Genomic DNA, 24,613 nt, shown 5'->3' on the forward strand with positions numbered 1-24,613 from the left:
GCGGTGAACGCCGCTATTCAATCCGCGCTGGGCGCTTCGCCTGACGAAAAGCCGAGGGCGTCACGCCATGTACCTGACGAAAACGGTGGCTGAAGTGGCTGGAAGAGTGAAAACCGCAGTGCAGAGCAATTTCTGTCAGCGTCAGATCCGGCTGCGCCAGTAATAACTGCGCTCGCAGCATACGGCGACGCATCACGAACTGGTGTGGCGCTTCGCCCACGGTGTGACGAAACATACGGGCAAAATGAAACTCACTCAGTGCCGCTTCGCAAGCCAGATCGGCCAGCGTTAACGGCTGATCGAGATGCGCATCAATAAAGTCGAGCACCCGACGTAATACCACCGGTGCCAGACCGCCGCGCACCTGAGGGAGCTGCCACTGTACTTCGCTATATTGCTGCAGCAGATGGGTCAGCAATAAGGTTGATGCGCTGCTGAGCGTCAGCTGGCTGGCAGGTTGTTGCCAGTCGCAGCTCAGCAGAAAGTGGCGATAGAGTTGAGTAATCCGCGGATCGGCTGAGAAGATTTTTTCATGCAGATTTAACTGCGCCGGGCTGCGATCCCAGACCTGTTCAGCCAGATGCCGCAGTTGCGCTTCGCTGCAGTAAAGATGCACAAAAGCCAAATCGGCACGCAGATCCCACGTCGATTCAATGCCCGCGGGCATCAGACAGAAACGATCCGGCGCCCCGCCATTACGCCAGCCGTGGGCAGTTTTATGCCAGGTATCGTAGCCCCCTTCGACATAGAGACTCAGCGTGTGGTGATCGCTGAGCGTCGTCACGCGATCGCCACTGTTGAACCAGGCCGCCAGTTGCAGGCCGCTGTGCAACTGCACCCGATCGCGCAGTTGCGCTTTATGGCGTTGCAGAGTTTCAAACGTCTGGTAAGTGCGCATCGTGATGTCAGGGTCAGTGAACAGAGGGCCAGTTTACGGCTCCGGCGGCGGCGAGAACAGGCCGCCGCGCCCTGGCGACTCAAAAATGCGCAAGATTTTGCAAATCTCACGCAGCCTGATGCAAGACACCATCGCCAGCTGGCCGCAGACTGGTGTGCTTTAGGGAAAAAGGACGCGACCATGAACCTGTTTTTATATCTCTCTGTTGTTCTGATCTGGGGCACTACCTGGATCGCCATCTATGCGCAACAATCGGCAGGCATCACCGCCGTGACCGTGGCGGTATTCTGGCGCTTTTTACTGGCCTCGCTGGTGATGCTGTTGCTGCTGAAAGCGGTGAAACGGCTGCATCGCTTAAACCTGCGCGATCATCTGTTTTGCCTGCTGCAGGGTGGCTGCGTGTTCGGCTTCAACTTTGTCTGCTTCTACTACGCCTCCGGTTATATCAGCAGCGGTCTGGAGTCAGTAATTTTCTCGATGGCGGTGATGTATAACGCCGTCAATAGCTGGATTTTCTTCGGCCAGCGCCCTTCTCCACGTCTGATTCCGGCGATAGTGCTGGGTATGGCGGGTATTGTGGCGCTGTTCTGGCACGACCTGCGTCACACTCAGGCCTCCAGCGAATTGATGTGGGGAATCGGGCTGAGCGCGCTCGGCACGCTGGGCTTTTCGTTCGGTAATATGATTAGCCTGCGTCATCAGCGACAGCAACGTGATGTCCTGACCACCAACAGTTACGGCATGTTGTATGGCGCGCTGCTGATGGCGCTGGTGTCACTGCTGCAGGGCGTGTCGCTTGAGCCTGCCTGGAATGGACAATGGCTGGGCGCATTGAGCTATCTGGCAATCGTCGGGTCGGTGCTGGGCTTTGGCGCTTATTTTACGCTGGTGGGTCGCATCGGATCGAGCCGGGCTGCCTACACAACAGTGCTGTTTCCGCTGGTTGCGCTGGCGTTGTCTACCCGCTATGAAGGTTACGAATGGCATGTCAGCGCCATCCCTGGCCTTGTCATGATTTTGCTGGGCAACCTGGTGATGTTTGCCCGCTGGCCGGCAAGCCGTCGCCGCGCTATCGTCTGACGTGGAGGCGGGTTGCGGCCCGCTTCCGGATGAGCATCATGCCCATTGCTGCTGCTGTTGAATAAGTTTTTGTGGTTGATTAATTGCCTTACGGGCAATCCAGTAGAGCAGAACACGCTCATCGTCACTATCACGATCGGCCATCGATAATAATTTAAGCGCAAGCGTCGATTTGGTCACAGGCTGTTGTTCTGCACTCAGTTCAATCACTGCCTGACCGATAATGCAGCAAACCTCATCCTCACTGGTAATGGATTCATATGTCCGGTCTTTCATATTTCCTCCTGATAAGTGAACCCTTAGCCTGGCAAAAAATCTGCAAAGTTGCTGGTGAAATCGCCTGCCTGAAACATTATCTTACGGCTAATTACGCTTAATCATTAAGCTGCCGCTTTGGTTACTTCCTCCCGCTGCCGTTCATACCCGGTTAGTGGCATTTCATGCCGTCCCCGCTTCCGTTCATGCCGTTACCCATCACGCACGCGTAAGGCTGCCCTATTCTGAGCGTAATTTCCGGATTCCCGGACGGGAGAGACAAAATGAACCAGACTCAACAGGCTACTTACCAGCGTACCCGCTGGCTCACACTGATCGGAACGGTCATTACTCAGTTTGCGCTGGGTTCGGTCTACACATGGAGTTTATTCAACGGCCAGCTGTCGCAAAAACTGGATGCGTCGATCAGTCAGGTCGCCTTCTCGTTTGGCCTGTTAAGTTTAGGGCTGGCAATTGCCTCGTCGCTGGCGGGAAAACTGCAGGAACGGTTTGGCGTTCGCCGTGTGACTATCGGCGCAGGCCTGCTGATGGCTTCAGGCTTCTGGCTGACCGCCCATGCCGATAACCTGATGATGCTCTATTTCAGCGCGGGTTTGTTGGTGGGTCTGGCAGATGGTGCCGGATACCTGATGACACTCTCAAACTGCGTGAAGTGGTTCCCGGAGCGTAAAGGGATGATCTCGGCCTGTGCGATTGGGGCTTACGGCCTTGGTAGCCTGGGCTTTAAATTTATCTGCGGCGCGCTGCTTAGCCGGTTTGGTCTGGAACAGACGTTTATCATCTGGGGTCTGCTGGCCATGTCGATGATCGTGCTGGGCGCGCTGCTGATGCGTGATGCGCCACTGCAAAGCGCAGCCAGCACCAGCCAGCAGCAGGCGCGCGATTACACGCTGGCCCAATCAGTACGTCTGCCACAATACTGGATGCTGGCGCTGATGTTTCTGACGGCCTGCATGAGCGGTTTATATGTGATTGGTGTCGCCAAGGATATCGGCGAAGGTCTGGTGCATCTCTCCACCCAGACTGCCGCCAACGCGGTGACGGTTATTGCCATTGCTAACCTTAGCGGCCGTCTGGTGCTGGGCGTGCTCTCGGATAAGATGATGCGTATTCGGGTGATTTCGCTGGCGCAGGTTGTTTCACTGGCGGGAATGAGCGTGCTGCTGTTTACCCATATGAATGAAACCACTTTCTTCCTGTCGTTAGCCTGCATCGCCTTCAGCTTCGGCGGTACCATCACCGTGTTCCCTTCACTGGTCAGTGACTTCTTCGGCCTTAACAACCTGACTAAAAATTACGGGCTGCTCTATCTCGGCTTTGGTATCGGTAGCGTGATGGGTTCACTGGTGGCTTCCTTGTTTGGCGGCTTTACCGTCACCTTCAGTCTGATTATGACTCTGCTGGTGATCTCCCTGTTGCTGTCACTGACCATCCGTTTGCCGAATCAGCCGGTGGCCGGTAAGCCGGTGTTGCAACGCCATTAATCTTCCGGGGCCGCGATAACGCGGCCCTTTGCTCAACCGCGGAAACGCGGCTCTGCAATACCCGCCACGTCGACCTCAACCGCAAAAATATCCCCTGACTCAGGGTAGCGCGCCAGCTCTTCTTCGGTGCGATCTTCACGCGAACTGGTGATAAACAGCGTTTTCAGATCGGCCCCGCCAAAGGCCACCATGGTAGGCCACTTCACCGGCAGCAGGATCTCGTCGACTATTTCGCCGCTCTGCGGATCGATACGCACGACGCGCCCGCCATCAAACTGTGCTGACCAGTAATATCCCTCACTGTCCACCGCCGCGCCATCCGGTAAGCCACCAGCCGCGTCAAAGCGACGGAAAACACTGCGTTCACCCGGTTCACCCTGGCTGTCCAGTGGATAGCGATAGAGCACTTCGTTGGGCGTGTCGCTGTGGTACATCCAGCGTCGATCGGGAGAGAACGCCACGCCGTTGGAGATTTTGATATCCCGCGCTTTGACGTCCAGCTTCAGCTCAGGCGTAACCCGGCATAACAGCCCGCCATTTTTATCCTGTGGTTCCCACAGGCTGCCACACCAGAAGTTACCCCAGGGATCGACACGGCCATCATTAAAACGGCTGCGTGCGGCTTCACCTGGATTATCCGCTACCTTTTTTTCTGGTTTGCCCTGCGCGTCCAGCAGCCAGACGCCGCTGCGCAAGGCCGCAATCAGCCCGCCCTGCTCGCGCAGACCAATGCAACCCACCTCTTCTGGCTGAGGAAAGGTTTGCAGTTCGCCGCTGGCGGGATCAAAACGGTGAATCGCCGGTGCCAGAATATCGACGCACCACAGCACCTGCTCCCCGGTTGACCAGAGCGGGCATTCGCCCAGCTCAGCCTGCAATTTCAGTACATTTTTTACCTCATACGCCATGTTTCTCTCCCGATGAAAAGTCCTGCTAATAATGTAGCTATAATTCATTTTAAATGAGAATTATTTTCGCTTGCTTTTAAGACAATTCTCGCTAAGAATAATCGCTATTCATCCCTTTCTTATTTTCTTCTGCTTCCTCGCTATAAATTTCAGCAAAATGAAATATCCGGTAATATCTTCCTAAATAACTCTACAAATCCTGCATCTTCACTCCACTTTTCCAGCGTAACGTCGTAGTCATTGGAAAAGAGGAGAGCTTTCCTATGAAAAGATTAATTAAAGTCGTTTCGGTAGTAGCGCTGATGACGTTATTAAGCGGCTGCATTATCGAACCACGGCACGACAATGGCTGGCACCGCGGAGGTGGCGGCGGCTATCATGGAGGCTATCACGGTGGGTATCATGGCGGACATCATCACCGCTAACGGGCAAAGACGTCACACAGCATAATAAAAGAAAGAGAAACATTCAGGGCGGGATAATTATCCCGCCCATTTTATTTAGCTTTTAACTGCATAATTACACTGGAACCAGGCTTTTTTCAGCCCCGGAATATGGCTGTCCTGGGCCGGCAATGCTTCTACCTTATCGAATCCTTTCTTATTGCAGTAATTTGCCAGATCAATATCCAGCGCATCGCGATCGACTTTCATTGGGTCAAAGCGGTACTGGACAGTATTTGAGCTGGGATCTTCGTCGATACGTTCAAATGCCCCGGGTTTGCTGGCGGTACATCCGCTTAGCAAAATCAGCGCCAGCGCGCCAATAATCTGTTTTTTCATTTATTTATCCTCACATTGCTGCGCAGTGTATGACGCAGCATGTCGCGCATCCATAGGATTAATGCGCGAAAAACGGAAACTTGATAAGTTTTAGCCGATTAATGCGATACGATTAAACGGCTATCACTATCAGAAAGGGTATGACAAGATGCCTTCAGACAAAACGAAGTCTGTACCACACCAGGTAAAAGCCAGAACAATAAAATCATCCTGACCTTTCGGCCCGCGCTAAGCGGGCTTTTTTATGCCCGTCGCTAACCGGAAACAGCAATCATTTTACGTAACAGGTTGGCCGCGCGCTTGTCAGGTAATGCGAGAATAGCGCTGTAGAGATCGATTGACATGGCACACATCGATGAACGATCCACCGCGGTGTCGGCTGGCACGTTCAGCTGTTGCAGCTTATCGCCCCAGCGCTGATAAAGCTGTGCGACCACCTGTTTCAGATCGCGTTGCGCCAGCGCGCTGTCCACCGGCTGCGGTGGATGCGTGCTATTGAGCAACAACTGCTCCATCGCCTCGGCCTCTTTCTGGTTAAGCGACGGCGTGAGCGTTTTCACTAAATTAACGCCGCCGTTGACCTGCGGATAGAGAAACCGGAAGCACAGACCGGCGTCCTGCGCATTGAGCGCCTGCATCTCCTCCACCGACACGCGTATGTAGTTCACCACCGCCGCATCCGTTCCCCGCATCAGCCGCTGATTCACCACATCAATAAGCCAGCCGCGCAGTTCTCCGGTGGCCTGTTCAACCGGTTCGCCGGCGCGAATCCGACGCGTCAGTTCCTGGGTCAGTAGCTGCCACAGCGCCGGTTCCTGACTCTGCAATACCCGGTAACCGGGCATCTGCGCCAGGTAACCGATCGCCTGCTCGCGCTGCCGGGTCTGCTCCTGCTGTGGCGCAACCCAGCTAAACCACAGCAGATTCGCCACGATCAGCGGCAGCAGAAAAATAATCAGTCCCTGCCACAGGCGCAGTCGGGTGGTTTTAATCAGCACAATAATAATCAGCGCCAGCAGCGCAAAGGCGGCCAGCGTTATAACAGACAGAGAGGTCATGCTACGGCATTAATCCTTACGCACATCAATCAGCACCGGGCAGTGAGCACGCTCAATCACCGAGGCACTGACCGATCCTTTTAACAGTCGGTTAAAAGAAGAGAGATGACGGCGGCCCATAATGATCATGCTGGCCTTGAGCTGAAGCGACTGCGCAACGATGGTATCCGCCGCTTCGCCGGCCAGGATCATACCGCGCGCATTAATGCCGGCCCGCAGTAACGGTGCCAGCGCGTGGCGCACCACCAGTTCGGCGGTATTCTGCTCATCCTGCGCCGCAACAAAATCGGCCGGATCTTCACCGGCATCAATTTCCATCGGTTGATTACAGGAGGAGTAAGCCGGATCGACGCAACACAGCACCACCACTTCGGCGCGGTGTGCCAGAGCTTCTTCAATCGTCAGGGCAACCACTTTTTCCGCAACCGGCGAATGATCAATGGCCATTAATAAGGTTTTCATTGAATGCTTATCCTTCTACAGCGGCGATTTTGCCAATTTCACGTACCAGCGCCTCTTTACACTTCAGCATTTCATCACGATAACGCGCTTCGTGTCGGTGAAAGCGTGCAGAGGGCACCAGCAAAGAGACAGAGAAGCGGCCAAACAGCGTATCAAGAGCAAACGCCATGGTTGAGATGCCTTCCAGCGTTTCCCCGCGATCCACGGCGATGCCGGTTTCACGGACTTCATTGATCAATTGCAGCAGTTGCGGCAGGGTTTTCACCGTCATCTCGGTTAATTCCCGCCAGGCTTCGCCGACAATCACCCGCACATCTTTATCGCACTCTAATGCCAGCAGCGCCCGTCCGCCGGAGGTGCTGTAAAGCGGCAGATTAAGGCCCATGTGCGGTACCACGCGCAGTTCACGCGAAGCCACCACGCAGTGAACAATAGCCAGCTGGGTACCGCTGGCGCGCGCCAGCGAGACGGTTTCATTGGTATCGGCAGAGAGTTTTTCCAGCAGCGGCCGGACCAGATCGACCACATCGGTATGCACGCTGGAGATCAGCTTCAGCAATGCCGGTCCCAGCCGCAGTCCGCCCGCACCGCTGCTGCGGACCAGTTCTGCACTGTCGAGCGCGGCAACAATCCGCTGCACGGTAGAGCGTGGCAGATCGACCGCCTGAGCAATCTCACCCAGGCTCATGCCGCCCGGCTGTTCGCCCAGCGCATTCAGAATTTTTGCCGCACGGGCGATGACCTGAATACCGCCCGTTTTTTCATCCTCACGGCTGGAGGGTTGATGTGCCATAGCGTCGTCCTTTTTAAGCTGCCTTACTGTAGCGCGATCGCCGCACTTTTTACAGCCTGTACCACATTGCAATACACCATACCGGGATGTAATATTGCAGCCTGTATCACATTGCAATACACTGCATCAAAAAAATAACGAGACAACCTGCTATGAATGCTAAGCCAGCCACCGTGCCGGCACCTCACCCCTTTACGCTGCGTCTGGCGCTGGGATTAGTCGGCGTATTGATTGCCGCACTGACTTCCGGACTGAACGATCGCGTCAGCGATCTTGCGCTGGCTGACATCCGCGCCGCGACCGGCATCAGCTACGATCAGGGTAGCTGGATTATCTCCGGTTATCAGGCGGCGGAAGTGGCGGCGATGATGATCGCGCCGTGGTTTGCCGTCACGCTATCGCTACGGCGCTTTACGCTTGGCGTTTCAGCGGGCTTTATGCTGACCGGTATAGCGCTGCCGCTGGTGCCAGATCCAACCCTGTTTATCGCGCTGCGGGTGCTGCAGGGACTGTTTGGTGGTGCCCTGCCGCCGATGCTGATGACCGTCGCCCTGCGCTTTTTGCCGCCGCCGTTCAAGCTGTTTGGCCTTGCCGGCTATGCGCTGACCGCCACTTTTGGGCCGAACATGGCCGCCTCACTGGCGTCGCTGTGGACCGATCACGTCAGCTGGATGATGGTGTTCTGGCAGATCGTGCCCGGGATGCTAATCGCCATGCTGCTGACGGGCTGGGGGCTGCCGCAGGACCCGCTGCGCACCGAACGCTTCCAGCAGATCGATCTGTTCGGCATGGTGACCGGCTGCAGCGCCATCGCTTTACTGATTCTGGTGCTGACCCAGGGCGAACGCCTCGACTGGCTTAACTCGCCGCTGATCGCCGGAATGCTGCTGGCCGCGCTGCCGCTGCTGCTGGTGTTCCTGATCAATGAGTGGTTCCATCCGCTGCCGCTGTTTAAGTTGCAGATGCTGAAACGCCACAATCTGACGCACGGATTACTGGCGCTGGCCTGCGTCCTGACGCTTTCACTGTCAGGCTCGGCGCTGCCTTCCGCCTATTTTGCGCAGGTTGAAGGATTCCGTACCCTGCAATTTGCGCCGCTGGCGCTGACGGTTGGCCTGCCGCAGCTGTTGATTGCGCCGCTGATTGCGGCGTTGCTGAACATCCGCTGGATCGACTGCCGCTGGATGCTGGCGGCCGGTGCTGGCCTGCTGGTGACTTCCTGTCTGCTGGGGATGCAGGTCACCAGCGACTGGGCGCGACAAAACTTCTGGCTGCTGCAGATTCTGCAGGCGTTTGGACAGCCGATGGTGATCTTACCGATACTGATGAGCGCCACCAGCGTGGTTGCGCCACCCGAAGGCCCGTTCGCCTCGGCGATGTTTAACACCGTGCGCGGCTTCTCCAGCATTGCCGCCTCGACGCTGGTGGAAGTGTTTCTCAGCCACCGCGAGCAGTTCCACTCCAGCATTTTAATTAATCAGGCGGCCAGTCGTCCGTGGCTGATGACCGCGACCGTCAGCAGTGAGGCCAGCAGCAGTCAGCCGCTGTTGCCGGATGGCAGCATCAGCGCCAGCGAAAACATCAGCGGTTTCGCCACGCTGGTTAAGCATCAGGCGACTGTACTAAGCCTGAGTGATAGCTGGCTGATGCTGACCGGCTTTGCTGCGTGCCTGCTTTTACTGACGGCCATCCTGCCTAAACGTGTCTGGCCGCCCCAGACGCTGATCCAACCCCCATCCCGGAATAACTGAATATGCGTGCTTTAATAATGAGAAAAACGGTGCTGCTGAGTCTGCTACTGCTGGTGTTACTGGCTATCGCCTGGTTCGTCTGGTCGCTGATGACCCGTAACGATCACCGTACCGACGATGCGTACGTCAATGCCGATTACACGCTGGTTGCACCGAAGGTGTCAGGCTATATCAACAGCGTGCGGGTCGCGGATAATCAGCAGGTTAAAGCGGGTGAACTGCTGGCCACGCTCGACGATCGTGACTATCGCGTGGCGCTGGAGAGCGCCAGAGCCGACCTGCAGGTTAGCGAGGCGAAACTGCTGAGCAGCCAGGCGCAACTGGAGCAGCAGCAGTCGGTGATTGAGCAGCAAAAAGCCAGCGTGGCCGCCAGCCAGGCGTCGGCGCAGTACGCTGGCCAGAGCGCCGATCGTTACAATCGCCTGTATAAAAGCGGCACCGTGGCCGCTGACGATCAGCAGAAAGCGAGCTCTACCCAGCGCTCGGCACTGGCGGCCGTTCGCCAGAGTCAGGCAGCGCTGGCATCGGCAATGAAACAGGTTGGCGTATTGCAGGCGGCGGTGCGCTCAGCGGAAGCTGATGTGGCGGCGGCGAAAGCCAGTGTCGATCAGGCCGTGCTGAATCTCTCCTACACGCGCATCACTGCGCCCGTTGACGGCATGGTGGGTCAGCGTTCGGTGCGTACCGGCGCCTACGTCTCAGCCGGGACGCGTCTGCTGGCCGTGGTGCCGCTGCAGCAGACCTATATCACCGCTAACTTTCTTGAGACACAGCTCAGCGACGTGCGGCCAGGACAGCGGGTGCGTATCCATATCGACGCCTTACCCGGCGAGACCTTTACCGGTCACGTGGACAGCATCGCTCCCGCCACCGGCGCAACTTTTTCGGCGATCGCCCCCGATAACGCGACAGGCAACTACACTAAAGTCGTTCAGCGTCTGCCGGTGAAAATTGTGCTGGAAAGTGACCAACCACATCTGGCGCAATTGCGTGTAGGCATGTCAGCGATCCCGGAAATCGAAGTGCAGTAAATTTGTGAGGAATATCTCAGAACGGACCTATTTCATTTAGGCGGGATTACGCGTAAATTAGCGCTCGATCCTGTTCTGAATTATTCAGATCGACCCGGAAAAAAGCAGACCGCTAGTCCAGGCGGCGATCTTTTTTCCACATCTGTTCGCGTTGCACTGGCCTGGGATCGCCATCATCGTAACCGCTCAGAGGAGTTGCTTTGTGAAATATGCCTTGATGGGAATATCTTTTTTCGCGTTGCTTTGGTTCGGAACCTTTGTTCTGCTGCTGAAGTAATGGCGTGACAGTGCCGCCAGGGGGCGACAGCTTTGTCGCCCCAGTTGGCTGTCAGATCTCTTCTTCCAGATTTTTTACGCTGCCCGGCAACACGCCATCGGCACGGAACATCGCTTTAATCCCCCGCACCGCCTGACGAATCCGGTCACCGTTTTCAATCAGCGCAAAGCGTACATGCGTATCGCCGTAGTCACCGAATCCGATACCGGGCGATACGCACACTTTGGCTTCCTGCAGCATATGTTTGGCAAACTCCAGCGATCCCAGATGAGCGTAATGGTCAGGGATTTTCGCCCAGACGTACATTGAGGCTTTGGGATTGTCGACCATCCAGCCCGCTTCATGCAGCCCTTTGACCAGCACATCACGGCGGCGTTTATACTGCTCAGCGATATCGCGTACGCACTGCTGATCGCCTTCCAGTGCGGCGATCGCCGCTACCTGCAACGGGGTGAAGGTACCGTAATCGTGGTAACTCTTGATCCGGGCCAGCGCAGCGACCAGCTCTTTATTACCGACCATAAAACCAATGCGCCAACCCGCCATGTTGTAGCTTTTTGACAGGGTAAAGAATTCAACCGCGACGTCACGCGCCCCGGGCACCTGCATAATCGACGGCGCTTTCCAGCCATCGTAAACGATGTCGGCATAGGCCAGATCGTGGATAACCAGCACGTTGTACTGCTTCGCCAGCGCAATGACGCGTTCAAAGAAGTCCAGCTCTACGCACTGCGCGGTCGGGTTAGAGGGAAAGCCGAGGATCATCATTTTCGGCTTGGGATAGCTTTCGCGGATGGCGCGTTCCAGCTCATTAAAGAAGTCGACACCCGCCACCAGCGGTACCGAACGGACCTGCGCGCCAGCAATCACGGCACCGTAAATGTGGATCGGATAGCTGGGATTCGGCACCAGCACGGTATCACCGTGATCCAGCGTCGCCAGCATCAGGTGCGCCAGCCCCTCTTTTGAGCCGATGGTGACAATCGCTTCTGATTCCGGATCGATCTCTACCTGATAACGCTCGGCGTACCAGCGTGAAATCGCCCGGCGCAGGCGAGGAATGCCGCGCGAAGTCGAATAGCCGTGGGTATCGTCACGCTGTGCGACCTGGCACAACTTCTCAACGATGTGCGGCGGCGTGGCCCCATCCGGATTACCCATTGAAAAGTCGATGATATCTTCGCCGCGCCGACGCGCAGCCATCTTCAGTTCAGCGGTGATGTTGAAAACGTAAGGGGGGAGACGTTCGATACGTGAGAAACGACGGGGTGTGCTGTTATCAGCCATGATGTCCTCTGGAGTACGTTAGCGCCCGGACCGTCCGAGCGACGCTGGTCACTGCGGTGACCTCTCAAGAACATAACGTGACAATCACAACGTTGTCGAGGGTGGCGGAAAATATTTTTATTTTTGCGGATTCAGCCGTCCCAGCAGCCAATCGTTTACCCAGCAGCCGTTCAGCAGATAATTATCCCGTAGCGTCCCTTCAAGCTGAAAGCCATTTTTTTCCAGAATGCGCCGTGACGCCTGGTTGCCTTCAATCACCATCGCTTTGAGCTTATGGAAATCGGCTTCAAATAAGAACTGACACAGCGCCGCCAGCGCCTCGCTGCCAAAACCCTGACCGCAGTGGCGATGCAGCAGCATGTAGCCTACCTCCGCCTGACGATAGGGCTCCCACTCCGGGCTGCAGCCAAACAGGCCAATCGGCTCGCCGCTGTCATTGCGGCGGGCCACCAGACAGAGCATGTGAAAACTACTGGCCTGCCAGGGGGCCAGCCGCTCATTAAAGCGCTGACGGATATCCGCTTCGTCAGGAATTTCGCTGACCCAGGTCATGGTGTCGCGGTCCTGATGGACGGCGCGGAACAGTTGCCAGTCCTCTGGCTGGAGTTTACTCAGGGTTAATCTGGCGGTGACTAATTGCATTTTCTGCTCCCGATGGGCGCGATGTATCGACAGTCTCTGCCTCGCTTCATCGCGCAACATAGCAAAACGCCCTGGCCGCGACCAGTGCGGTCAGGCGGAAAAACTGTTCCCCTTTATAGCACTCAGGCTTTCCGCTTTTTGCGATTCGCCTGCCAGAGTTGATCTGAAACATCTTCCGGCATGGCGGCGAACCGTGATGCTAGCGCATCACGATCACATTTTTTATCATAGGTTCACTTTCCTTTGCCGATGAGTCGCCTGTGTCCTCCCACTTTACGATGTTACTGGCCGTATTTGACCGCGCTGCACTGATGCTGATCTGCCTGTTCTTCCTGACGCGCACCCGGCTGTTTCGCCAGCTGCTGCAAAAAGATGAACACACCGGCTATGAAAAGGCGGTCGTCACCGTCATCTTTTCGCTGTTTGCCTTATTCAGTACCTGGTCCGGGGTGGATGTCGATGGCTCGCTGCTGAATGTGCGGGTGATCGCCGTGATGGCGGGCGGCATTCTGTTTGGGCCGTGGGTCGGTATCGCGACCGGCGTGATTGCCGGCCTGCACCGCTTTTTAATTGATATCCACGGCGTAACCTCAGTGCCCTGTCTGATCACCAGCATCATTGCCGGTTTTGTGGCGGGCGGGATTAACCGGCGAGTGGTGAAAGAGCAGCGCTGGCGAGTCGGTATCCTCGGCGGGATGCTGTGCGAGAGCCTGACCATGCTGCTGATTATCCTCTGGGCGCGCCCGACCTCACTCGGGCTGGCTATCGTGTCGGAGATTGCGCTGCCGATGATTCTCGGCGCTTCCAGCATTGGTCTGATTGTGCTGCTGGTGCAGAGCGTTGAGGGCGAAAAAGAGGCCATCGCTGCCCGCCAGGCCAAGCTGGCGCTGGAGATCGCCAATAAAACCCTGCCGTTGTTTCGTCAGGTTAACAGCGAGTCGCTGCGCAATATCTGTGACATTATCCGCCGCGATATCAACGCTGACGCGGTGGCGATGACCAACAAAAAACAGATTCTGGCCTATGTGGGCTACGGTGAGCAGAACTATCAGCAGGGGGATGAAGACATCAGCCCGACCACCGCTCAGGCGATCGCCAGCGGTAAAATCATCATCAGAAACAATGACGAAGCGTACCGCACCAAAGATATTCACTCCATGATCGTTATCCCGCTGTGGGAAAAAGGCAAAGTGACCGGCACGCTGAAAATTTATTACCGCCGGGCCCACCGTATAACCGGTTCGCTGAAGGAGATGGCGATTGGGCTTTCACAGATTATCTCAACCCAGCTTGAAGTTTCACGCGCTGAGCAGCTGCGTGAGATGGCCAATAAAGCGGAACTGCGCGCTCTGCAAAGTAAAATAAATCCTCATTTTCTGTTTAATGCCCTGAACGCTATCTCCTCTTCCATCCGCCTTAATCCCGATACCGCCCGCCAGCTGGTGATCAATCTGTCGCGCTATCTGCGCTATAACCTCGAACTGAATGACGATGAGCTGATCGACATCCGTAAAGAGCTGTGGCAGGTGAAGGATTATATCGCCATTGAACAGGCACGCTTTGGCGACAAGCTGACGATGATTTATGACGTTGATGAAGATCTGCATTTCCTGCTGCCCAGCCTGCTGATTCAGCCGCTGGTGGAGAATGCTATCGTGCACGGCATCCAGCCCTGTAAAGGTAAAGGCGTGGTGACGCTGAGCGTTCGGGACCTGGGCGATCGGGTGCGGATCGCGGTACGCGATACCGGCCAGGGAATCAGCGATGAGGTGATGGCACGGGTGGCCCGTAATGAGATGCCCGGCAATAAAATCGGCCTGTTGAATGTTCATCATCGGGTCAAGCTGTTATCGGGTCAGGGATTGTCTATCGTACGGCATCAGCCCGGTACCGAAATCGCCTTTATGCTGAGTAAAAACGGCCAGCGGCTGGCGGAGAATCTGTTATGAAAGCGATCATTGTCGAAGACGAGTTTTTAGCCCAGCAGGAGTTGAGCTGGATGATCCAGCAGCATAGCAAAATCCGGATCGAAGCCTGCTTTGATGACGGTCTCGACGTGCTGAAGTATCTGCAGCAGCATCGGGTCGACGTGATTTTTCTCGATATCAATATTCCGTCGCTTGACGGGATGCTGCTGGCGCAGAATATCAGTCAGTTTGCCCACAAGCCGTTGATTGTGTTTATCACCGCCTGGAAAGAACATGCGGTCGAGGCGTTTGAGCTGGAAGCGTTCGACTACATCCTCAAGCCCTATCATGAGTCACGCATTGTCACCATGCTTAATAAACTTGAAGCTGCCGGGCAGACTCAGCAGGCGGTAAGCAATGCCGCCGTTGCCGCCGTGCCGCAGACGGTGAACCTGCTGAAAGATGAGCGCATTATCGTCACCGACGTGAATGATATTTACTATGTGGAAGCACATGAGAAGCTGACGTTTGTTTATACCCGGCGCGAATCCTATGTGATGTCGATGAATATTACCGAGTTCTGTTCACGTCTGCCGGAGCAGCAGTTTTTCCGCTGCCACCGCTCTTACTGCGTAAACCTGAATAAAATTCGCGAGATCGAGCCGTGGTTTAACAACACCTATCTGCTGAAGCTGCGTGACCTGGAGTTTCAGGTACCGGTCAGCCGCAGCAAAGTGAAGCTGTTTCGTCAGTTAATGCGGTTGTAACAGGGGAATGGCGTAAGCGCACTTCCCGACCCGGCAGGCCAGGTCGGAAAGCGGTATCGCGGACTAACGGCAGATCAGAGTTCGCGGCCCAGCGTCTGACGCAGGTGCGCACCGGCACCCAGCAGACCCGGCTGATCGTGGGTGATCATGTAAACCGGAATGCTGGCAACGTAGTCACGGAAACGGCCTTTGTCTTCAAACGCCGCCCGGAAACCTGACGCTTTAAAGAACTCAAGGAAGCGCGGCACGATACCGCCGGCGATATAGACGCCGCCAAAGGTGCCGAGATTCAGCGCCAGGTTGCCGCCGAAGCGTCCCATGATGACGCAGAACAGCGAGAGCGCGCGACGACAGTCGGTGCAGCTATCATCCAGCGCACGTTCACTGACATCTTTCGGCTTCAGGTTTTCCGGTACGCGATTGTCGACTTTAACGATAGCGCGATAGAGGTTAACCAGGCCGGCACCCGAGAGCACGCGTTCCGCTGAAACATGGCCCAGTTCTTCACGCAGCACTTCCAGGATCTGGTCTTCTTCTTCGCTGTTGGCGGCGAAATCGACATGACCGCCTTCGCCCGGCAGGCTCACCCAGCGCTTGTCGACATGAACCAGATGACTGACGCCAAGGCCGGTACCGGCGCCATAGATAGCGATAGGCTTATCTTTCACCGCCTCACCGCCACCGAACTGAATCACGTTTTCGGCAGTCAGCATCGGGATCGCCATGGATACCGCAGTGAAGTCGTTAATGATTTCCAGGTGTTCAAAACCGATGTTCTCTTTCAGCTGGCGCGTCGAAAATGCCCAGTCGTGGTTGGTCATTTCAACCCAGTCATCGGTAATCGGGCAGGCGATGGCAATACAACCATCTTTAACATCCTGCTGTTGTTCATCAAGATAATGGCGGATGACGGCTTCGAGGCTGTCGTACTCTGATGTTGAGAATGTTTTGGCCTGGGAGATGCTGCCGCTTTCCACCTCACACAGGGCGAGACGGGCGTTGGTGCCGCCGACATCGCCGACCAAGGCATAGGTTGTCATTCTTCTGTTGCTCCGCTTGGGGTCTTAAAGAGTTGGAGGACACTATAAAATCCTGCCCATAAAACAACAACGCTCACCGGTGCGATTGGTGAGCGTCTTACTCAGGTGCGCTACAGCCTAACCGCGATAGCCTGACCTGCACAGCGGCAACTATCTGAATCTATCCGCCGTTACGTTGATTCAGGCAGGCGGTCACTTTTCTCAGCAGCGGCGGTAAATCCTCTTTCTGCATCACCACCTCAACCAGCGTGAGATATTGTGGTCGTGCCAGCCGCGCCATCACCTCCTGTAACTGGACCGTTTCACTGATCCGCCAGCTCTGTGCCTGGCCGTGCAGGCTAAGGGCTTGCGGCAGCGCCGTCCAGTTCCACTGGGCGATATCATTGTAACGTTGTGTTGCGCCATGAATGGCTCGCTCAACGGTATACCCTTCATTATTCAGCAGAAAAATGATGGGATGCTGCTGGTCGCGCAGCATTGAGCCTAATTCCTGAATGGTCAGCTGGGCCGAACCGTCGCCGATAATCAGGATCACCCGACGATCGGGATCGGCGGTCTGCGCGCCAAACGCTGCCGGTAGAGTATAGCCGATTGATCCCCATAATGGCTGAACCAGTAACTGTGCCTGCGCTGGCAAACGCAACGCGGCAGCACCAAACGCCGCCGTGCCCTGTTCAGCCAGAATCACATCGCCCGGCTGCAGAAAATCCTGCATCTTCTGCCAGAAAGCCTGCTGGCTGATGATTGCCGCCTCCTCAACCGGCGCGGCGGCGGGCATTTCCGGTCCGGTCTGCCACTGCTGACCATAACGCGCGAACAGGCCATTCAGTTCGCTGAGCGCGTCGGCCATTGATAGCGGTGAAAACGTTATCTCGCCGACGCTGGCACTGTGCGGCTGCAGATCGATCAGTTGCTCAGCGGCAAACTGCTGGGTAAAGCCAGCGGTGATGGTGTCGGTAAAGCGCACGCCAACACAGATCGTCACATCAACCTGCTCAATCTGTTGCCGAACCTGACCCGCGCTGCCCTCGCCCGCATAGGTGCCGACAAAGCCTGGCTGCTGCTCATCCAGCACGCCTTTTCCCATCAGTAAGCTGGCGCAGGGGATGGCGCGCTGCTGTCGCAGTGCGGCCAGCGCTGACTGCTGCTGCCAGCGCAACGCCAGAAAGTCCGCCAGTAACGAAACCCGCTGTGCCGGTGCCAGCAACTGCTCTGCGGCCTGCCGGAAGGCCTTCCGCGCCGAATCTGATGAGGCGTTAGTCAGGTTTAATGGCTGCGTTGGCGGCTCAGCCTCGCAGGCAGCCACGTCCACCGCCAGCGACAGATAGCCGGGCTGGCGCATCTGAAGCGCGCTGACAATCACCCGATCGATCTCTGTCGTGGCATTTTCCGCCGTCAACAGGGCCGTTGCGGCACTCACCTCTTCCGCCATTCGGATAAAATGACGGAAGTCACCGTCACCCAGCGAATGATGCACACAATCGCCCTGCTGCTGCGCCCGGGTCGCGGGCGCGCCAACAATGTGGATCACCGGCAGATGTTCGGCGTAACTGCCGGCAATGCCGTTGATGGCACTCAGTTCACCCACGCCAAAGGTCGTCAGCAGTGCCGCTGCCCCGCGGCAACGGGCATAACCGTCTGCGGCGTAGGCGGCGTTGAGCTCATTAGCACAACCTACCCAGTGGATAACCGGATGATCGATGACCCGATCCAGAAATTGCAGATTGTAGTCACCCGGCACGCCAAACAGATGCTGCACGCCAATCTCCTGCAGACGAGCCAGCAGGTAATCACCAACAGTAAAAACGGACATAGCGCATTCCTTTTCAGGGAGAGTCCGGTTAAGTATCTGACAAGCTGCAAAATTGGCGAGAAAAGTTGCGACAAGGCCAGCCACAACGCCTGGCAAGCCGCCGTTACGGTGGCGGATTACTCTGTAATTATGCGATCTGCGGCGCGTTGTCACTGAGTGTAACCGTATACACTGCTAACCTTTTGGCACAAATCCCCGTTTTTGACCCAGGAGCGTTGAATGTCGTCTTTCCCTCGTCCCGACCGATATCAGCAGATGGAATACCGCCGTAGCGGCCGCAGTGGCATTAAACTTCCCGCTATCTCACTTGGGCTGTGGCATAACTTCGGCGACAGTACCCGGGTAGACAACAGCCGCACGTTGCTGCGTCATGCCTTTGATCACGGCATCACTCACTTTGACTTAGCCAATAACTACGGTCCACCGCCGGGTTCTGCGGAAGAGAATTTTGGCCGCATTCTGCGGGAAGATTTTCGCGCCCATCGCGACGAGCTGATTATCTCGACCAAAGCGGGCTATACGATGTGGGACGGTCCCTATGGTGACTGGGGATCGCGTAAATACCTGATTTCCAGCCTCGACCAGAGCCTGAAGCGCATGGGGCTGGAGTACGTCGATATTTTTTATCATCATCGCCCGGACCCGGAAACGCCGCTGGAAGAGACCATGCGCGCGCTGGATCAGGTGGTGCGACAGGGCAAAGCGTTATACGCCGCCATCTCGAACTATCCGGCCGATCGCGCCGCAGAGGCGATTGCCATTCTGCGCGATCTCGGTACGCCATGCCTGATCCACCAGCCGCGCTATTCGATGTTCGAACGCACGCCGGAGCAGGGTCTGATTCAGACGCTGGGTGAAGCGGGCGTCGGCTGCATCGCGTTTTCACCACTGGCGGGCGGTGTGCTGACCGATCGCTACCTGCAGGGCATTCCCGAAGATTCGCGGGTGGCAAGCGGCAGTAAATTCCTCAGCGAGAATCAGCTGACCGATGAGAAGATGGAAAAAGTCCGCAAGCTGAACGAGATTGCCCTGCAGCGTGGTCAGAAGCTGGCGCAGATGGCGCTGGCCTGGGTATTGCGCGATGAGCGGGTGACCTCGGTGTTGATTGGGGCCAGTAAAACCGCCCAGATTGATGATGCGGTAACCATGCTCGCCAATCGTCAGTTTGATGAGGCGGAATTAGCCGCGATTGAGTCCGCCCTGCTTTAATGTTGTTCGCCCGGCGCAGGCCGGGCTTTTCTGCGCCAGAATTGTCTCAATCCCCCTTTTCTCCCCAATTTCCTCACAATCTTCCGACACAATGAAGCGGTAACAACAGCAATACGCAGGCATCATCGCTGCGCCGCAACAGCATCAGACTGTTGATGAGGAGATAAAAATGAAAAGAGCTCTTTTGTTTGCCGCCTTGCTGACCATGCTGTCACCGCTGGCAATGCACACGGCACAGGCTTCCAGCGCCTCTATTACTCTGGCCCCCGGTGTGACCTTACATCTCGGCGATCGCGATCGCCGTGGTTATTACTGGGATGGCGGCCGCTGGCGTGAACCGCGCTGGTGGAACGACCGTTACTCATGGAATGACCGCCGCTGGTGGCGTCATGAAGAGTGGCGTCGTCATCAGGAGTGGGAGCGTGAACGTCGCTGGCATCAGCGTGACCGGGATCGCCGCTGGGACCATCAGTATCGCCGCGATCATCATGACCGCCATGATCATCACGATCACCGTGGCCGTGACCATCATTAAGCAGTCCGAATTAATGCAAAACGCCCGGCATAACCGGGCGTTTTTGTTTGCCTGACGCCGCCTACAACCCCAGCGCCTGGCCCACCAGCAGATAGATGTTCAGCGTAATCACCAGCGCGACAATCACCCAGCCGGTCAGCTGCATCAGACGCGAGTTAACCATCTCATCGCCCATCAGTTCGCGGTTGCCGGTGAACGCCAGCAGCGGAATTAATGCCAGCGCAATACCAAAGCTGAGCAGCACCTGACTCATCACCAGAATGCGCGTGGGGTCCCAGCCCGCCCAGATAACAATAAAGGAGGGCAGCATGGTCACCGTGCGGCGCACCCAGAGCGGAATATGGAAACGAATAAAGCCCTGCATCACTACCTGTCCCGCCAGCGTTCCCACCACCGTAGAGGATAAACCGGCGGCCACCAGGCTGAGGCCAAACACGATCGCCGCAGCCTCACCCAGTAACGGCTGCAGCGTCAGGTAAGCCTGGTCGAGTTCGGCGATTTTACTGTGGCCGCTAAAGTGGAAAGCGGCCGCCGCGGTAGCCATCATCGCCAGGTTAACGAATCCGGCAATGGTCATGGCAATCGCCACGTCCAGTTTGGTCGATGAGTAACGCTGTCCTTTGCTGTCACTGCTTTTCCCCTGCGTCAGCGCAGAGTGCAGATAGATGACGTGCGGCATGATGGTTGCGCCCAGCACGCCAGCCGCAAGGAACACCGCATCGGAAGTCGGTAACGACGGCAGCGCCATACCGATCACCAGTTCGCTCACTTTAGGCTGTGAGAAGAACAGCTCAACGATATAGGCGGCGGCGACAAACAGCAGCAGCCCGCCAATCACCAGTTCCAGCGGCTTCTGCCCGCGACTCTGCAACATCAGGATCAGGAAGGTGGCGATACCGGTCAGCACCGCGCCCTGCATTAATGAGATGCCCAGCAGCAGCTTGAACCCCAGTGCCGCGCCGATAAATTCCGCCAGATCGGTCGCCATGGCGATAATTTCCGCCTGCACCCAGTAGAACCAGACCGCCGGCCGGGGAAAGCGGTCACGAATATGTTCAGCGAGGTTTTTACCGGTGGCGATGCCCAGTTTGGCGGACATCAGCTGGATCAGCATCGCCATGATGTTGGCCCATACCACCACCCACAGCAGTTTATAGCCGTACGCCGCGCCTGCCTGAATATTGGTCGCAAAGTTGCCCGGATCGATATAGCCGATAGCGGCAATAAACGCGGGTCCCAACAGTGCGAGTTTGACTTTTCTTACTCCGCGAGCGGCGCGCTCGGCGGTACGACTTTCAAACATATCTGGTACCCTGTCTGAACATTTGCCTACCCCGGCAAGCTTAGGAGGAAGCAAGAGCAAGTGAAATTCGGTTTTAGTTATTGGTGAAATAGATGCTGCTATAAAGTATAGCCATTGCTATATCTTACAGTAAAGGAAGTGAGTGCTAAAAATGTGAGCAACGATGTCACTCTACGCCCGGTGCAAAATATAGACAATAAATTTGTGGTTATCTACTGTGAAGGTTTTGTAAACGAGACGTGATCGCTAAGAGTTTTCTGCAAGATAAGGTGATAGCGAATACTTATATTGTGGTTCAGATCTCGTTTTTAAGTAACGCGTTACATAGAATACGCAGCAAAATACAACCCTCCTCAAATTTGGAGCAACCATGTCCCATATTTTGCAGTTTCTTTTAGCACTGGTGGTGGTCGGTGTGCTGGCGTTACTGGTCAGCCACGATCGTAAAAGTATTCGCATTCGCTACATTATACAGCTTCTGGTGATTGAAATTGTGCTCGCCTGGTTCTTCCTGAACTCAGAAGCGGGACTGGGATTCGTCAAAGGCTTTGCCGGTGTGTTCGACCATCTGCTGAAATATGCGGCGGAAGGAACCAACTTTGTCTTCGGCAACATGAATGATAAAGGCCTGGCCTTCTTCTTCCTTAACGTGCTGTGCCCGATCGTCTTTATCTCTGCGCTGATCGGTATTCTGCAGCACTTCCGCATCCTGCCGTGGGTGATCCGTGGCATCGGTACCGTGCTGTCGAAAGTCAACGGCATGGGCAAACTGGAGTCCTTTAACGCCGTGAGTTCTCTGATACTGGGACAGTCAGAAAACTTCATCGCCTATAAAGATATCCTCGGCCAGATGTCACAGCGCCGGATGTACACCATGGCAGCCACCGCGATGTCGACCGTCTCTATGTCGATTGTCGGCGCTTACATGACCATGCTGCAGCCTAAATATGTGGTCGCGGCGCTGGTGCTGAACATGTTCAGTACCTTTATTGTGCTGTCACTGATCAACCCTTACCGCGTCGACAGTGAAGAAGACCTGCAACTGCAGGATCTGCATAAAGGTCAGAGCTTCTTTGAAATGCTGGGCGAATACATTCTGGCCGGTTTCCGCGTTGCCATCATTGTGGCCGCGATGCTGATCGGTTTTATCGCGCTGATTTCGGGTCTGAATGCGCTGTTTGACGTGATTTTCGGTATCACCTTCCAGGGCGTGCTGGGCTATGTCTTCTATCCGTTTGCCTGGGTGATGGGCGTGCCGGCAGGTGAAGCGTTGCAGGTTGGCAGTATTATGGCGACCAAGCTGGTGTCGAATGAGTTCGTGGCGATGATGGATCTGCAGAAAATCGCCGGTCAGCTCTCACCACACGCCGAAGGCATCCTGTCGGTGTTCCTGGTGTCGTTCGCTAACTTCTCCTCTATCGGCATCGTCGCGGGCGCGATCAAAGGCCTGAACGAAGAGCAAGGCAATGTGGTTTCCCGCTTTGGTCTGAAACTGCTTTACGGCTCGACGCTGGTCAGTGTGCTTTCTGCCGCGATTGCCGGTCTGGTGCTGGCGTTCTGATCTAAAAGGGCGAGCCCGTCTCGCCCTTCTCTTCCCTCTGCTTTTCTGCTTCTTCTTTTCTCATCCTGCAACCTTTTCTGCGACTCGTAAATCTGGGCTGACGCCGTGCGGGAAGCTCTGTGCTGAACGTCCTCTGAAGCAACGGATGAGCATACCGGAAGGTAGCGCGAGGCTACGCACAGGCCATGCGCCTGATCCGCGAGGTTTAGCCTGCAGCAAAAAATCCAGCGGAAGAATGTCAGACAGGGAAAGATTACGCCGTTAAGCGAAAAGTCAGATTCGGAAATGTTGACAGCGACGTGTCAAAAAAATGGTGGAGATAAGCGGGATCGAACCGCTGACCTCTTGCATGCCATGCAAGCGCTCTCCCAGCTGAGCTATACCCCCACATCTGGAATCGTTTTTCAGTGCCAAACTTTTGGGAAGAAGTTTGGTGGAGCTAAGCGGGATCGAACCGCTGACCTCCTGCATGCCATGCAGGCGCTCTCCCAGCTGAGCTATAGCCCCGAACCGAAAAACTGTCGCGTTAAGCGACGGACGGCATAATATGAAACCCCCTCCAGGGTGTCAACGGCAAAATCACATTCTGTGTCTGATCGCTGAAAAAGGCGGCAACCTTAGCGGTTTCAGCAGCATGGCAACGGCCCAAACGTGACCTGTCGGCTCTGATCGCTTTTTTTATGTTATTCAGACGGCCGCCAGGTTAAATCAGGGTTAAATATGTTATAGGAATTTTCTTGTCTTCAGCTTTTCCCCATGCAAAACTTAGCGCGCTAATTAAGCGGCCACCGGGACCCTCTCCCGCCAGCCGCGCGTCCACCAGGCGTTTACCGTCCCATTAATCAAAAAAAACTATAGAGATAATATGTCGCTGCATACACCAAAAGAAATCGCACAACTGGCGATCCAGGCCGGCGTGGCTAAAAGCCGTGCGCCTGTCAGCATCCTTCTGATCCTCGGCTTTATGGCGGGTGCCTTTATTGCTACCGGCTTCCTGCTGGATCTGCATGTAATTAACTCTCTGCCTGCTGACTGGGGTTCATTCGGCGGCCTGCTGGGCGCAGCGGTCTTCCCGGTCGGTTTGATTCTGACAGTACTGGCCGGCGGCGAGCTGCTGACCGGCAATATGATGACCTTACCGGTTGCCTGGTTTGCCCGTCGTATTTCGTTTTTCAGCGTGGCGCGTAACTGGTTTTGGGTGACGCTGGCCAACTTCCTCGGCAGCGTGGCGGTGGCCTGGTTCTTTGGTCACATGCTGGGCATGACCGAAGGAGATTACCTGAAGAAGACGGTGGCGATCGCGTCAGCAAAAGTCCACGCCGACTTCCTGCACGCCTTTATATCAGGCATCGGCTGTAACTGGCTGGTCTGTCTGGCGGTCTGGCTGGCATTCGCCAGTAAAGATGTGGTCGGGAAAATCTTTGGCATGTGGTTCCCGGTGATGGCCTTTGTTGCCATCGGCTTCCAGCACGTTGTCGCGAATATGTTTATCATTCCGGCCGCCATCTTCGCCGGCCAGATGAGCTGGGCAGAATATTTCCCCAACTTCGTGGCGGTGTTTTTAGGTAATGGCGTCGGCGGTGCAGTTTTCGTCGGTCTGGCCTACTTCCTCGCGTTCCGTCCGGCGGTTGAACCGGCCAGCAGCGTGCAATAAATCAACGCTTGCCTTTTGTCGAGTGGCAAAAGGCAATTTCACCTTCAGTTACTTTCACCCGTTACGTTTTGCTGTAATATGTACTGCTAATGTAT

At 55.8% G+C, this 24,613-nt stretch carries 24 protein-coding genes and 2 tRNA genes; 12 read left to right on the plus strand and 14 right to left on the minus strand.

The features are described 5' to 3' along the window. Positions 1 to 13: 13 nt before the first annotated feature. Positions 14 to 898 (minus strand): helix-turn-helix domain-containing protein, encoded by an 885-nt coding sequence (locus ACX3P5_RS12885; protein WP_458968806.1) that lies wholly within the window; start codon positions 896 to 898, stop codon positions 14 to 16. Between the two features lie 180 nt (positions 899 to 1,078). Here ACX3P5_RS12885 and ACX3P5_RS12890 point away from each other — a divergent pair, with 180 nt between their 5' ends. Further along, positions 1,079 to 1,978 carry a DMT family transporter gene (locus ACX3P5_RS12890; RefSeq protein ID WP_233987478.1) on the plus strand — a complete coding sequence of 300 codons (900 nt, stop codon included), beginning with the start codon at positions 1,079 to 1,081 and terminating at the stop codon, positions 1,976 to 1,978. Between the two features lie 36 nt (positions 1,979 to 2,014). Here ACX3P5_RS12890 and ACX3P5_RS12895 read toward each other — a convergent pair whose 3' ends face one another. Beyond that, positions 2,015 to 2,254, minus strand: a complete 240-nt coding sequence (locus ACX3P5_RS12895) for a hypothetical protein (RefSeq protein ID WP_233987477.1) — start codon at positions 2,252 to 2,254, stop codon at positions 2,015 to 2,017. A 263-nt stretch (positions 2,255 to 2,517) separates the two neighbouring features. Between ACX3P5_RS12895 and ACX3P5_RS12900 the strand changes: the two genes are divergently transcribed. Then, a complete protein-coding gene (locus ACX3P5_RS12900; RefSeq protein WP_233987476.1) occupies positions 2,518 to 3,738 on the plus strand; it encodes an L-lactate MFS transporter in 1,221 nt (406 codons plus the stop codon). 32 nt (positions 3,739 to 3,770) lie between these two features. Here the strand turns inward: ACX3P5_RS12900 and ACX3P5_RS12905 are convergent, their stop codons facing one another. Continuing rightward, a complete protein-coding gene (locus tag ACX3P5_RS12905; protein ID WP_458968807.1) occupies positions 3,771 to 4,646 on the minus strand; it encodes an SMP-30/gluconolactonase/LRE family protein in 876 nt (291 codons plus the stop codon). Positions 4,647 to 4,909: 263 nt separating this feature from the next. Here ACX3P5_RS12905 and ACX3P5_RS12910 point away from each other — a divergent pair, with 263 nt between their 5' ends. After that, positions 4,910 to 5,071 (plus strand): hypothetical protein, encoded by a 162-nt coding sequence (locus ACX3P5_RS12910; protein WP_233987474.1) that lies wholly within the window; start codon positions 4,910 to 4,912, stop codon positions 5,069 to 5,071. A 75-nt stretch (positions 5,072 to 5,146) separates the two neighbouring features. Here ACX3P5_RS12910 and ACX3P5_RS12915 read toward each other — a convergent pair whose 3' ends face one another. From ACX3P5_RS12915 to ACX3P5_RS12930, 4 genes are all read right to left on the minus strand, one after another. Beyond that, the gene (locus ACX3P5_RS12915; RefSeq protein ID WP_233987473.1) at positions 5,147 to 5,428 is read right to left on the minus strand and encodes a putative periplasmic lipoprotein; all 282 of its coding nucleotides are present in this window, start codon (positions 5,426 to 5,428) and stop codon (positions 5,147 to 5,149) included. Between the two features lie 254 nt (positions 5,429 to 5,682). Beyond that, a complete protein-coding gene (locus ACX3P5_RS12920; RefSeq protein WP_458968808.1) occupies positions 5,683 to 6,486 on the minus strand; it encodes a hypothetical protein in 804 nt (267 codons plus the stop codon). Between the two features lie 9 nt (positions 6,487 to 6,495). After that, positions 6,496 to 6,948, minus strand: a complete 453-nt coding sequence (locus ACX3P5_RS12925; RefSeq protein ID WP_233987471.1) for a universal stress protein — start codon at positions 6,946 to 6,948, stop codon at positions 6,496 to 6,498. A gap of 7 nt (positions 6,949 to 6,955) precedes the next feature. Next, positions 6,956 to 7,741, minus strand: coding sequence for an IclR family transcriptional regulator (locus ACX3P5_RS12930; RefSeq protein WP_233987470.1), 786 nt, complete (start codon positions 7,739 to 7,741; stop codon positions 6,956 to 6,958). A 152-nt stretch (positions 7,742 to 7,893) separates the two neighbouring features. Between ACX3P5_RS12930 and ACX3P5_RS12935 the strand changes: the two genes are divergently transcribed. The 3 genes from ACX3P5_RS12935 (at position 7,894) to ypdK (ending at position 10,800) form a co-directional block, all read left to right on the plus strand. Continuing rightward, positions 7,894 to 9,492, plus strand: a complete 1,599-nt coding sequence (locus ACX3P5_RS12935; protein WP_233987469.1) for an MFS transporter — start codon at positions 7,894 to 7,896, stop codon at positions 9,490 to 9,492. 2 nt (positions 9,493 to 9,494) lie between these two features. After that, positions 9,495 to 10,523, plus strand: a complete 1,029-nt coding sequence (locus tag ACX3P5_RS12940) for an HlyD family secretion protein (RefSeq protein ID WP_233987468.1) — start codon at positions 9,495 to 9,497, stop codon at positions 10,521 to 10,523. Between the two features lie 202 nt (positions 10,524 to 10,725). Then, on the plus strand, positions 10,726 to 10,800 hold the full coding sequence (gene ypdK / locus ACX3P5_RS12945) for a membrane protein YpdK (protein WP_099257831.1): 75 nt from the start codon (positions 10,726 to 10,728) through the stop codon (positions 10,798 to 10,800). A 51-nt stretch (positions 10,801 to 10,851) separates the two neighbouring features. Here the strand turns inward: ypdK and alaC are convergent, their stop codons facing one another. Together alaC and ACX3P5_RS12955 are read right to left on the minus strand one after the other, a co-directional pair. Then, a complete protein-coding gene (gene alaC / locus ACX3P5_RS12950; RefSeq protein WP_233987467.1) occupies positions 10,852 to 12,087 on the minus strand; it encodes an alanine transaminase in 1,236 nt (411 codons plus the stop codon). A gap of 117 nt (positions 12,088 to 12,204) precedes the next feature. Beyond that, on the minus strand, positions 12,205 to 12,729 hold the full coding sequence (locus tag ACX3P5_RS12955; protein ID WP_336755694.1) for a GNAT family N-acetyltransferase: 525 nt from the start codon (positions 12,727 to 12,729) through the stop codon (positions 12,205 to 12,207). A 278-nt stretch (positions 12,730 to 13,007) separates the two neighbouring features. Here ACX3P5_RS12955 and ACX3P5_RS12960 point away from each other — a divergent pair, with 278 nt between their 5' ends. Together ACX3P5_RS12960 and ACX3P5_RS12965 are read left to right on the plus strand one after the other, a co-directional pair. Beyond that, on the plus strand, positions 13,008 to 14,678 hold the full coding sequence (locus ACX3P5_RS12960; RefSeq protein WP_293003178.1) for a sensor histidine kinase: 1,671 nt from the start codon (positions 13,008 to 13,010) through the stop codon (positions 14,676 to 14,678). Beyond that, positions 14,675 to 15,403, plus strand: a complete 729-nt coding sequence (locus ACX3P5_RS12965; protein ID WP_233987464.1) for a LytR/AlgR family response regulator transcription factor — start codon at positions 14,675 to 14,677, stop codon at positions 15,401 to 15,403. The genes ACX3P5_RS12960 and ACX3P5_RS12965 overlap by 4 nt, the downstream gene beginning before the upstream one ends. Before the next feature lie 74 nt (positions 15,404 to 15,477). Here ACX3P5_RS12965 and glk read toward each other — a convergent pair whose 3' ends face one another. After that, complete coding sequence (gene glk / locus ACX3P5_RS12970) at positions 15,478 to 16,443, minus strand: glucokinase (protein ID WP_233987463.1); 966 nt, start codon at positions 16,441 to 16,443, stop codon at positions 15,478 to 15,480. Positions 16,444 to 16,603: 160 nt separating this feature from the next. Continuing rightward, complete coding sequence (gene ipdC, locus ACX3P5_RS12975) at positions 16,604 to 18,256, minus strand: indolepyruvate decarboxylase (RefSeq protein ID WP_458968809.1); 1,653 nt, start codon at positions 18,254 to 18,256, stop codon at positions 16,604 to 16,606. A 219-nt stretch (positions 18,257 to 18,475) separates the two neighbouring features. On the opposite strand from ipdC, the gene mgrA reads away from it, so the two are divergent. After that, a complete protein-coding gene (gene mgrA, locus ACX3P5_RS12980; protein ID WP_233987461.1) occupies positions 18,476 to 19,465 on the plus strand; it encodes an L-glyceraldehyde 3-phosphate reductase in 990 nt (329 codons plus the stop codon). Positions 19,466 to 19,634: 169 nt separating this feature from the next. Further along, complete coding sequence (locus ACX3P5_RS12985; protein ID WP_233987460.1) at positions 19,635 to 20,000, plus strand: DUF2502 domain-containing protein; 366 nt, start codon at positions 19,635 to 19,637, stop codon at positions 19,998 to 20,000. Positions 20,001 to 20,061: 61 nt separating this feature from the next. Here the strand turns inward: ACX3P5_RS12985 and ACX3P5_RS12990 are convergent, their stop codons facing one another. After that, positions 20,062 to 21,303: an Nramp family divalent metal transporter gene (locus ACX3P5_RS12990; protein ID WP_089561698.1), complete on the minus strand. Its 1,242-nt coding sequence runs from the start codon at positions 21,301 to 21,303 to the stop codon at positions 20,062 to 20,064. 370 nt (positions 21,304 to 21,673) lie between these two features. Here ACX3P5_RS12990 and ACX3P5_RS12995 point away from each other — a divergent pair, with 370 nt between their 5' ends. After that, positions 21,674 to 22,864: a NupC/NupG family nucleoside CNT transporter gene (locus ACX3P5_RS12995; protein ID WP_336755698.1), complete on the plus strand. Its 1,191-nt coding sequence runs from the start codon at positions 21,674 to 21,676 to the stop codon at positions 22,862 to 22,864. Positions 22,865 to 23,175: 311 nt separating this feature from the next. On the opposite strand, the gene ACX3P5_RS13000 is transcribed toward ACX3P5_RS12995, so the two are convergent. Next, a tRNA-Ala gene (locus ACX3P5_RS13000) sits at positions 23,176 to 23,251 on the minus strand. Positions 23,252 to 23,295: 44 nt separating this feature from the next. After that, a tRNA-Ala gene (locus ACX3P5_RS13005) sits at positions 23,296 to 23,371 on the minus strand. 358 nt (positions 23,372 to 23,729) lie between these two features. Between ACX3P5_RS13005 and ACX3P5_RS13010 the strand changes: the two genes are divergently transcribed. Next, complete coding sequence (locus ACX3P5_RS13010) at positions 23,730 to 24,518, plus strand: formate/nitrite transporter family protein (protein WP_233987458.1); 789 nt, start codon at positions 23,730 to 23,732, stop codon at positions 24,516 to 24,518. The last annotated feature ends 95 nt before the right edge of the window (positions 24,519 to 24,613 follow it).

It is taken from the genome of Pantoea sp. S-LA4 (assembly GCF_054482835.1).

Coding starts and splice junctions, on each gene's coding strand:
- ACX3P5_RS12885 (WP_458968806.1), bottom strand. CDS start 898: ATGCGCACTTACCAGACGTTTGAAACTCTGCAACGCCATAAAGCGCAA.
- ACX3P5_RS12890 (WP_233987478.1), top strand. CDS start 1,079: ATGAACCTGTTTTTATATCTCTCTGTTGTTCTGATCTGGGGCACTACC.
- ACX3P5_RS12895 (WP_233987477.1), bottom strand. CDS start 2,254: ATGAAAGACCGGACATATGAATCCATTACCAGTGAGGATGAGGTTTGC.
- ACX3P5_RS12900 (WP_233987476.1), top strand. CDS start 2,518: ATGAACCAGACTCAACAGGCTACTTACCAGCGTACCCGCTGGCTCACA.
- ACX3P5_RS12905 (WP_458968807.1), bottom strand. CDS start 4,646: ATGGCGTATGAGGTAAAAAATGTACTGAAATTGCAGGCTGAGCTGGGC.
- ACX3P5_RS12910 (WP_233987474.1), top strand. CDS start 4,910: ATGAAAAGATTAATTAAAGTCGTTTCGGTAGTAGCGCTGATGACGTTA.
- ACX3P5_RS12915 (WP_233987473.1), bottom strand. CDS start 5,428: ATGAAAAAACAGATTATTGGCGCGCTGGCGCTGATTTTGCTAAGCGGA.
- ACX3P5_RS12920 (WP_458968808.1), bottom strand. CDS start 6,486: ATGACCTCTCTGTCTGTTATAACGCTGGCCGCCTTTGCGCTGCTGGCG.
- ACX3P5_RS12925 (WP_233987471.1), bottom strand. CDS start 6,948: ATGAAAACCTTATTAATGGCCATTGATCATTCGCCGGTTGCGGAAAAA.
- ACX3P5_RS12930 (WP_233987470.1), bottom strand. CDS start 7,741: ATGGCACATCAACCCTCCAGCCGTGAGGATGAAAAAACGGGCGGTATT.
- ACX3P5_RS12935 (WP_233987469.1), top strand. CDS start 7,894: ATGAATGCTAAGCCAGCCACCGTGCCGGCACCTCACCCCTTTACGCTG.
- ACX3P5_RS12940 (WP_233987468.1), top strand. CDS start 9,495: ATGCGTGCTTTAATAATGAGAAAAACGGTGCTGCTGAGTCTGCTACTG.
- alaC (WP_233987467.1), bottom strand. CDS start 12,087: ATGGCTGATAACAGCACACCCCGTCGTTTCTCACGTATCGAACGTCTC.
- ACX3P5_RS12955 (WP_336755694.1), bottom strand. CDS start 12,729: ATGCAATTAGTCACCGCCAGATTAACCCTGAGTAAACTCCAGCCAGAG.
- ACX3P5_RS12960 (WP_293003178.1), top strand. CDS start 13,008: ATGTTACTGGCCGTATTTGACCGCGCTGCACTGATGCTGATCTGCCTG.
- ACX3P5_RS12965 (WP_233987464.1), top strand. CDS start 14,675: ATGAAAGCGATCATTGTCGAAGACGAGTTTTTAGCCCAGCAGGAGTTG.
- glk (WP_233987463.1), bottom strand. CDS start 16,443: ATGACAACCTATGCCTTGGTCGGCGATGTCGGCGGCACCAACGCCCGT.
- ipdC (WP_458968809.1), bottom strand. CDS start 18,256: ATGTCCGTTTTTACTGTTGGTGATTACCTGCTGGCTCGTCTGCAGGAG.
- mgrA (WP_233987461.1), top strand. CDS start 18,476: ATGTCGTCTTTCCCTCGTCCCGACCGATATCAGCAGATGGAATACCGC.
- ACX3P5_RS12985 (WP_233987460.1), top strand. CDS start 19,635: ATGAAAAGAGCTCTTTTGTTTGCCGCCTTGCTGACCATGCTGTCACCG.
- ACX3P5_RS12990 (WP_089561698.1), bottom strand. CDS start 21,303: ATGTTTGAAAGTCGTACCGCCGAGCGCGCCGCTCGCGGAGTAAGAAAA.
- ACX3P5_RS12995 (WP_336755698.1), top strand. CDS start 21,674: ATGTCCCATATTTTGCAGTTTCTTTTAGCACTGGTGGTGGTCGGTGTG.
- ACX3P5_RS13010 (WP_233987458.1), top strand. CDS start 23,730: ATGTCGCTGCATACACCAAAAGAAATCGCACAACTGGCGATCCAGGCC.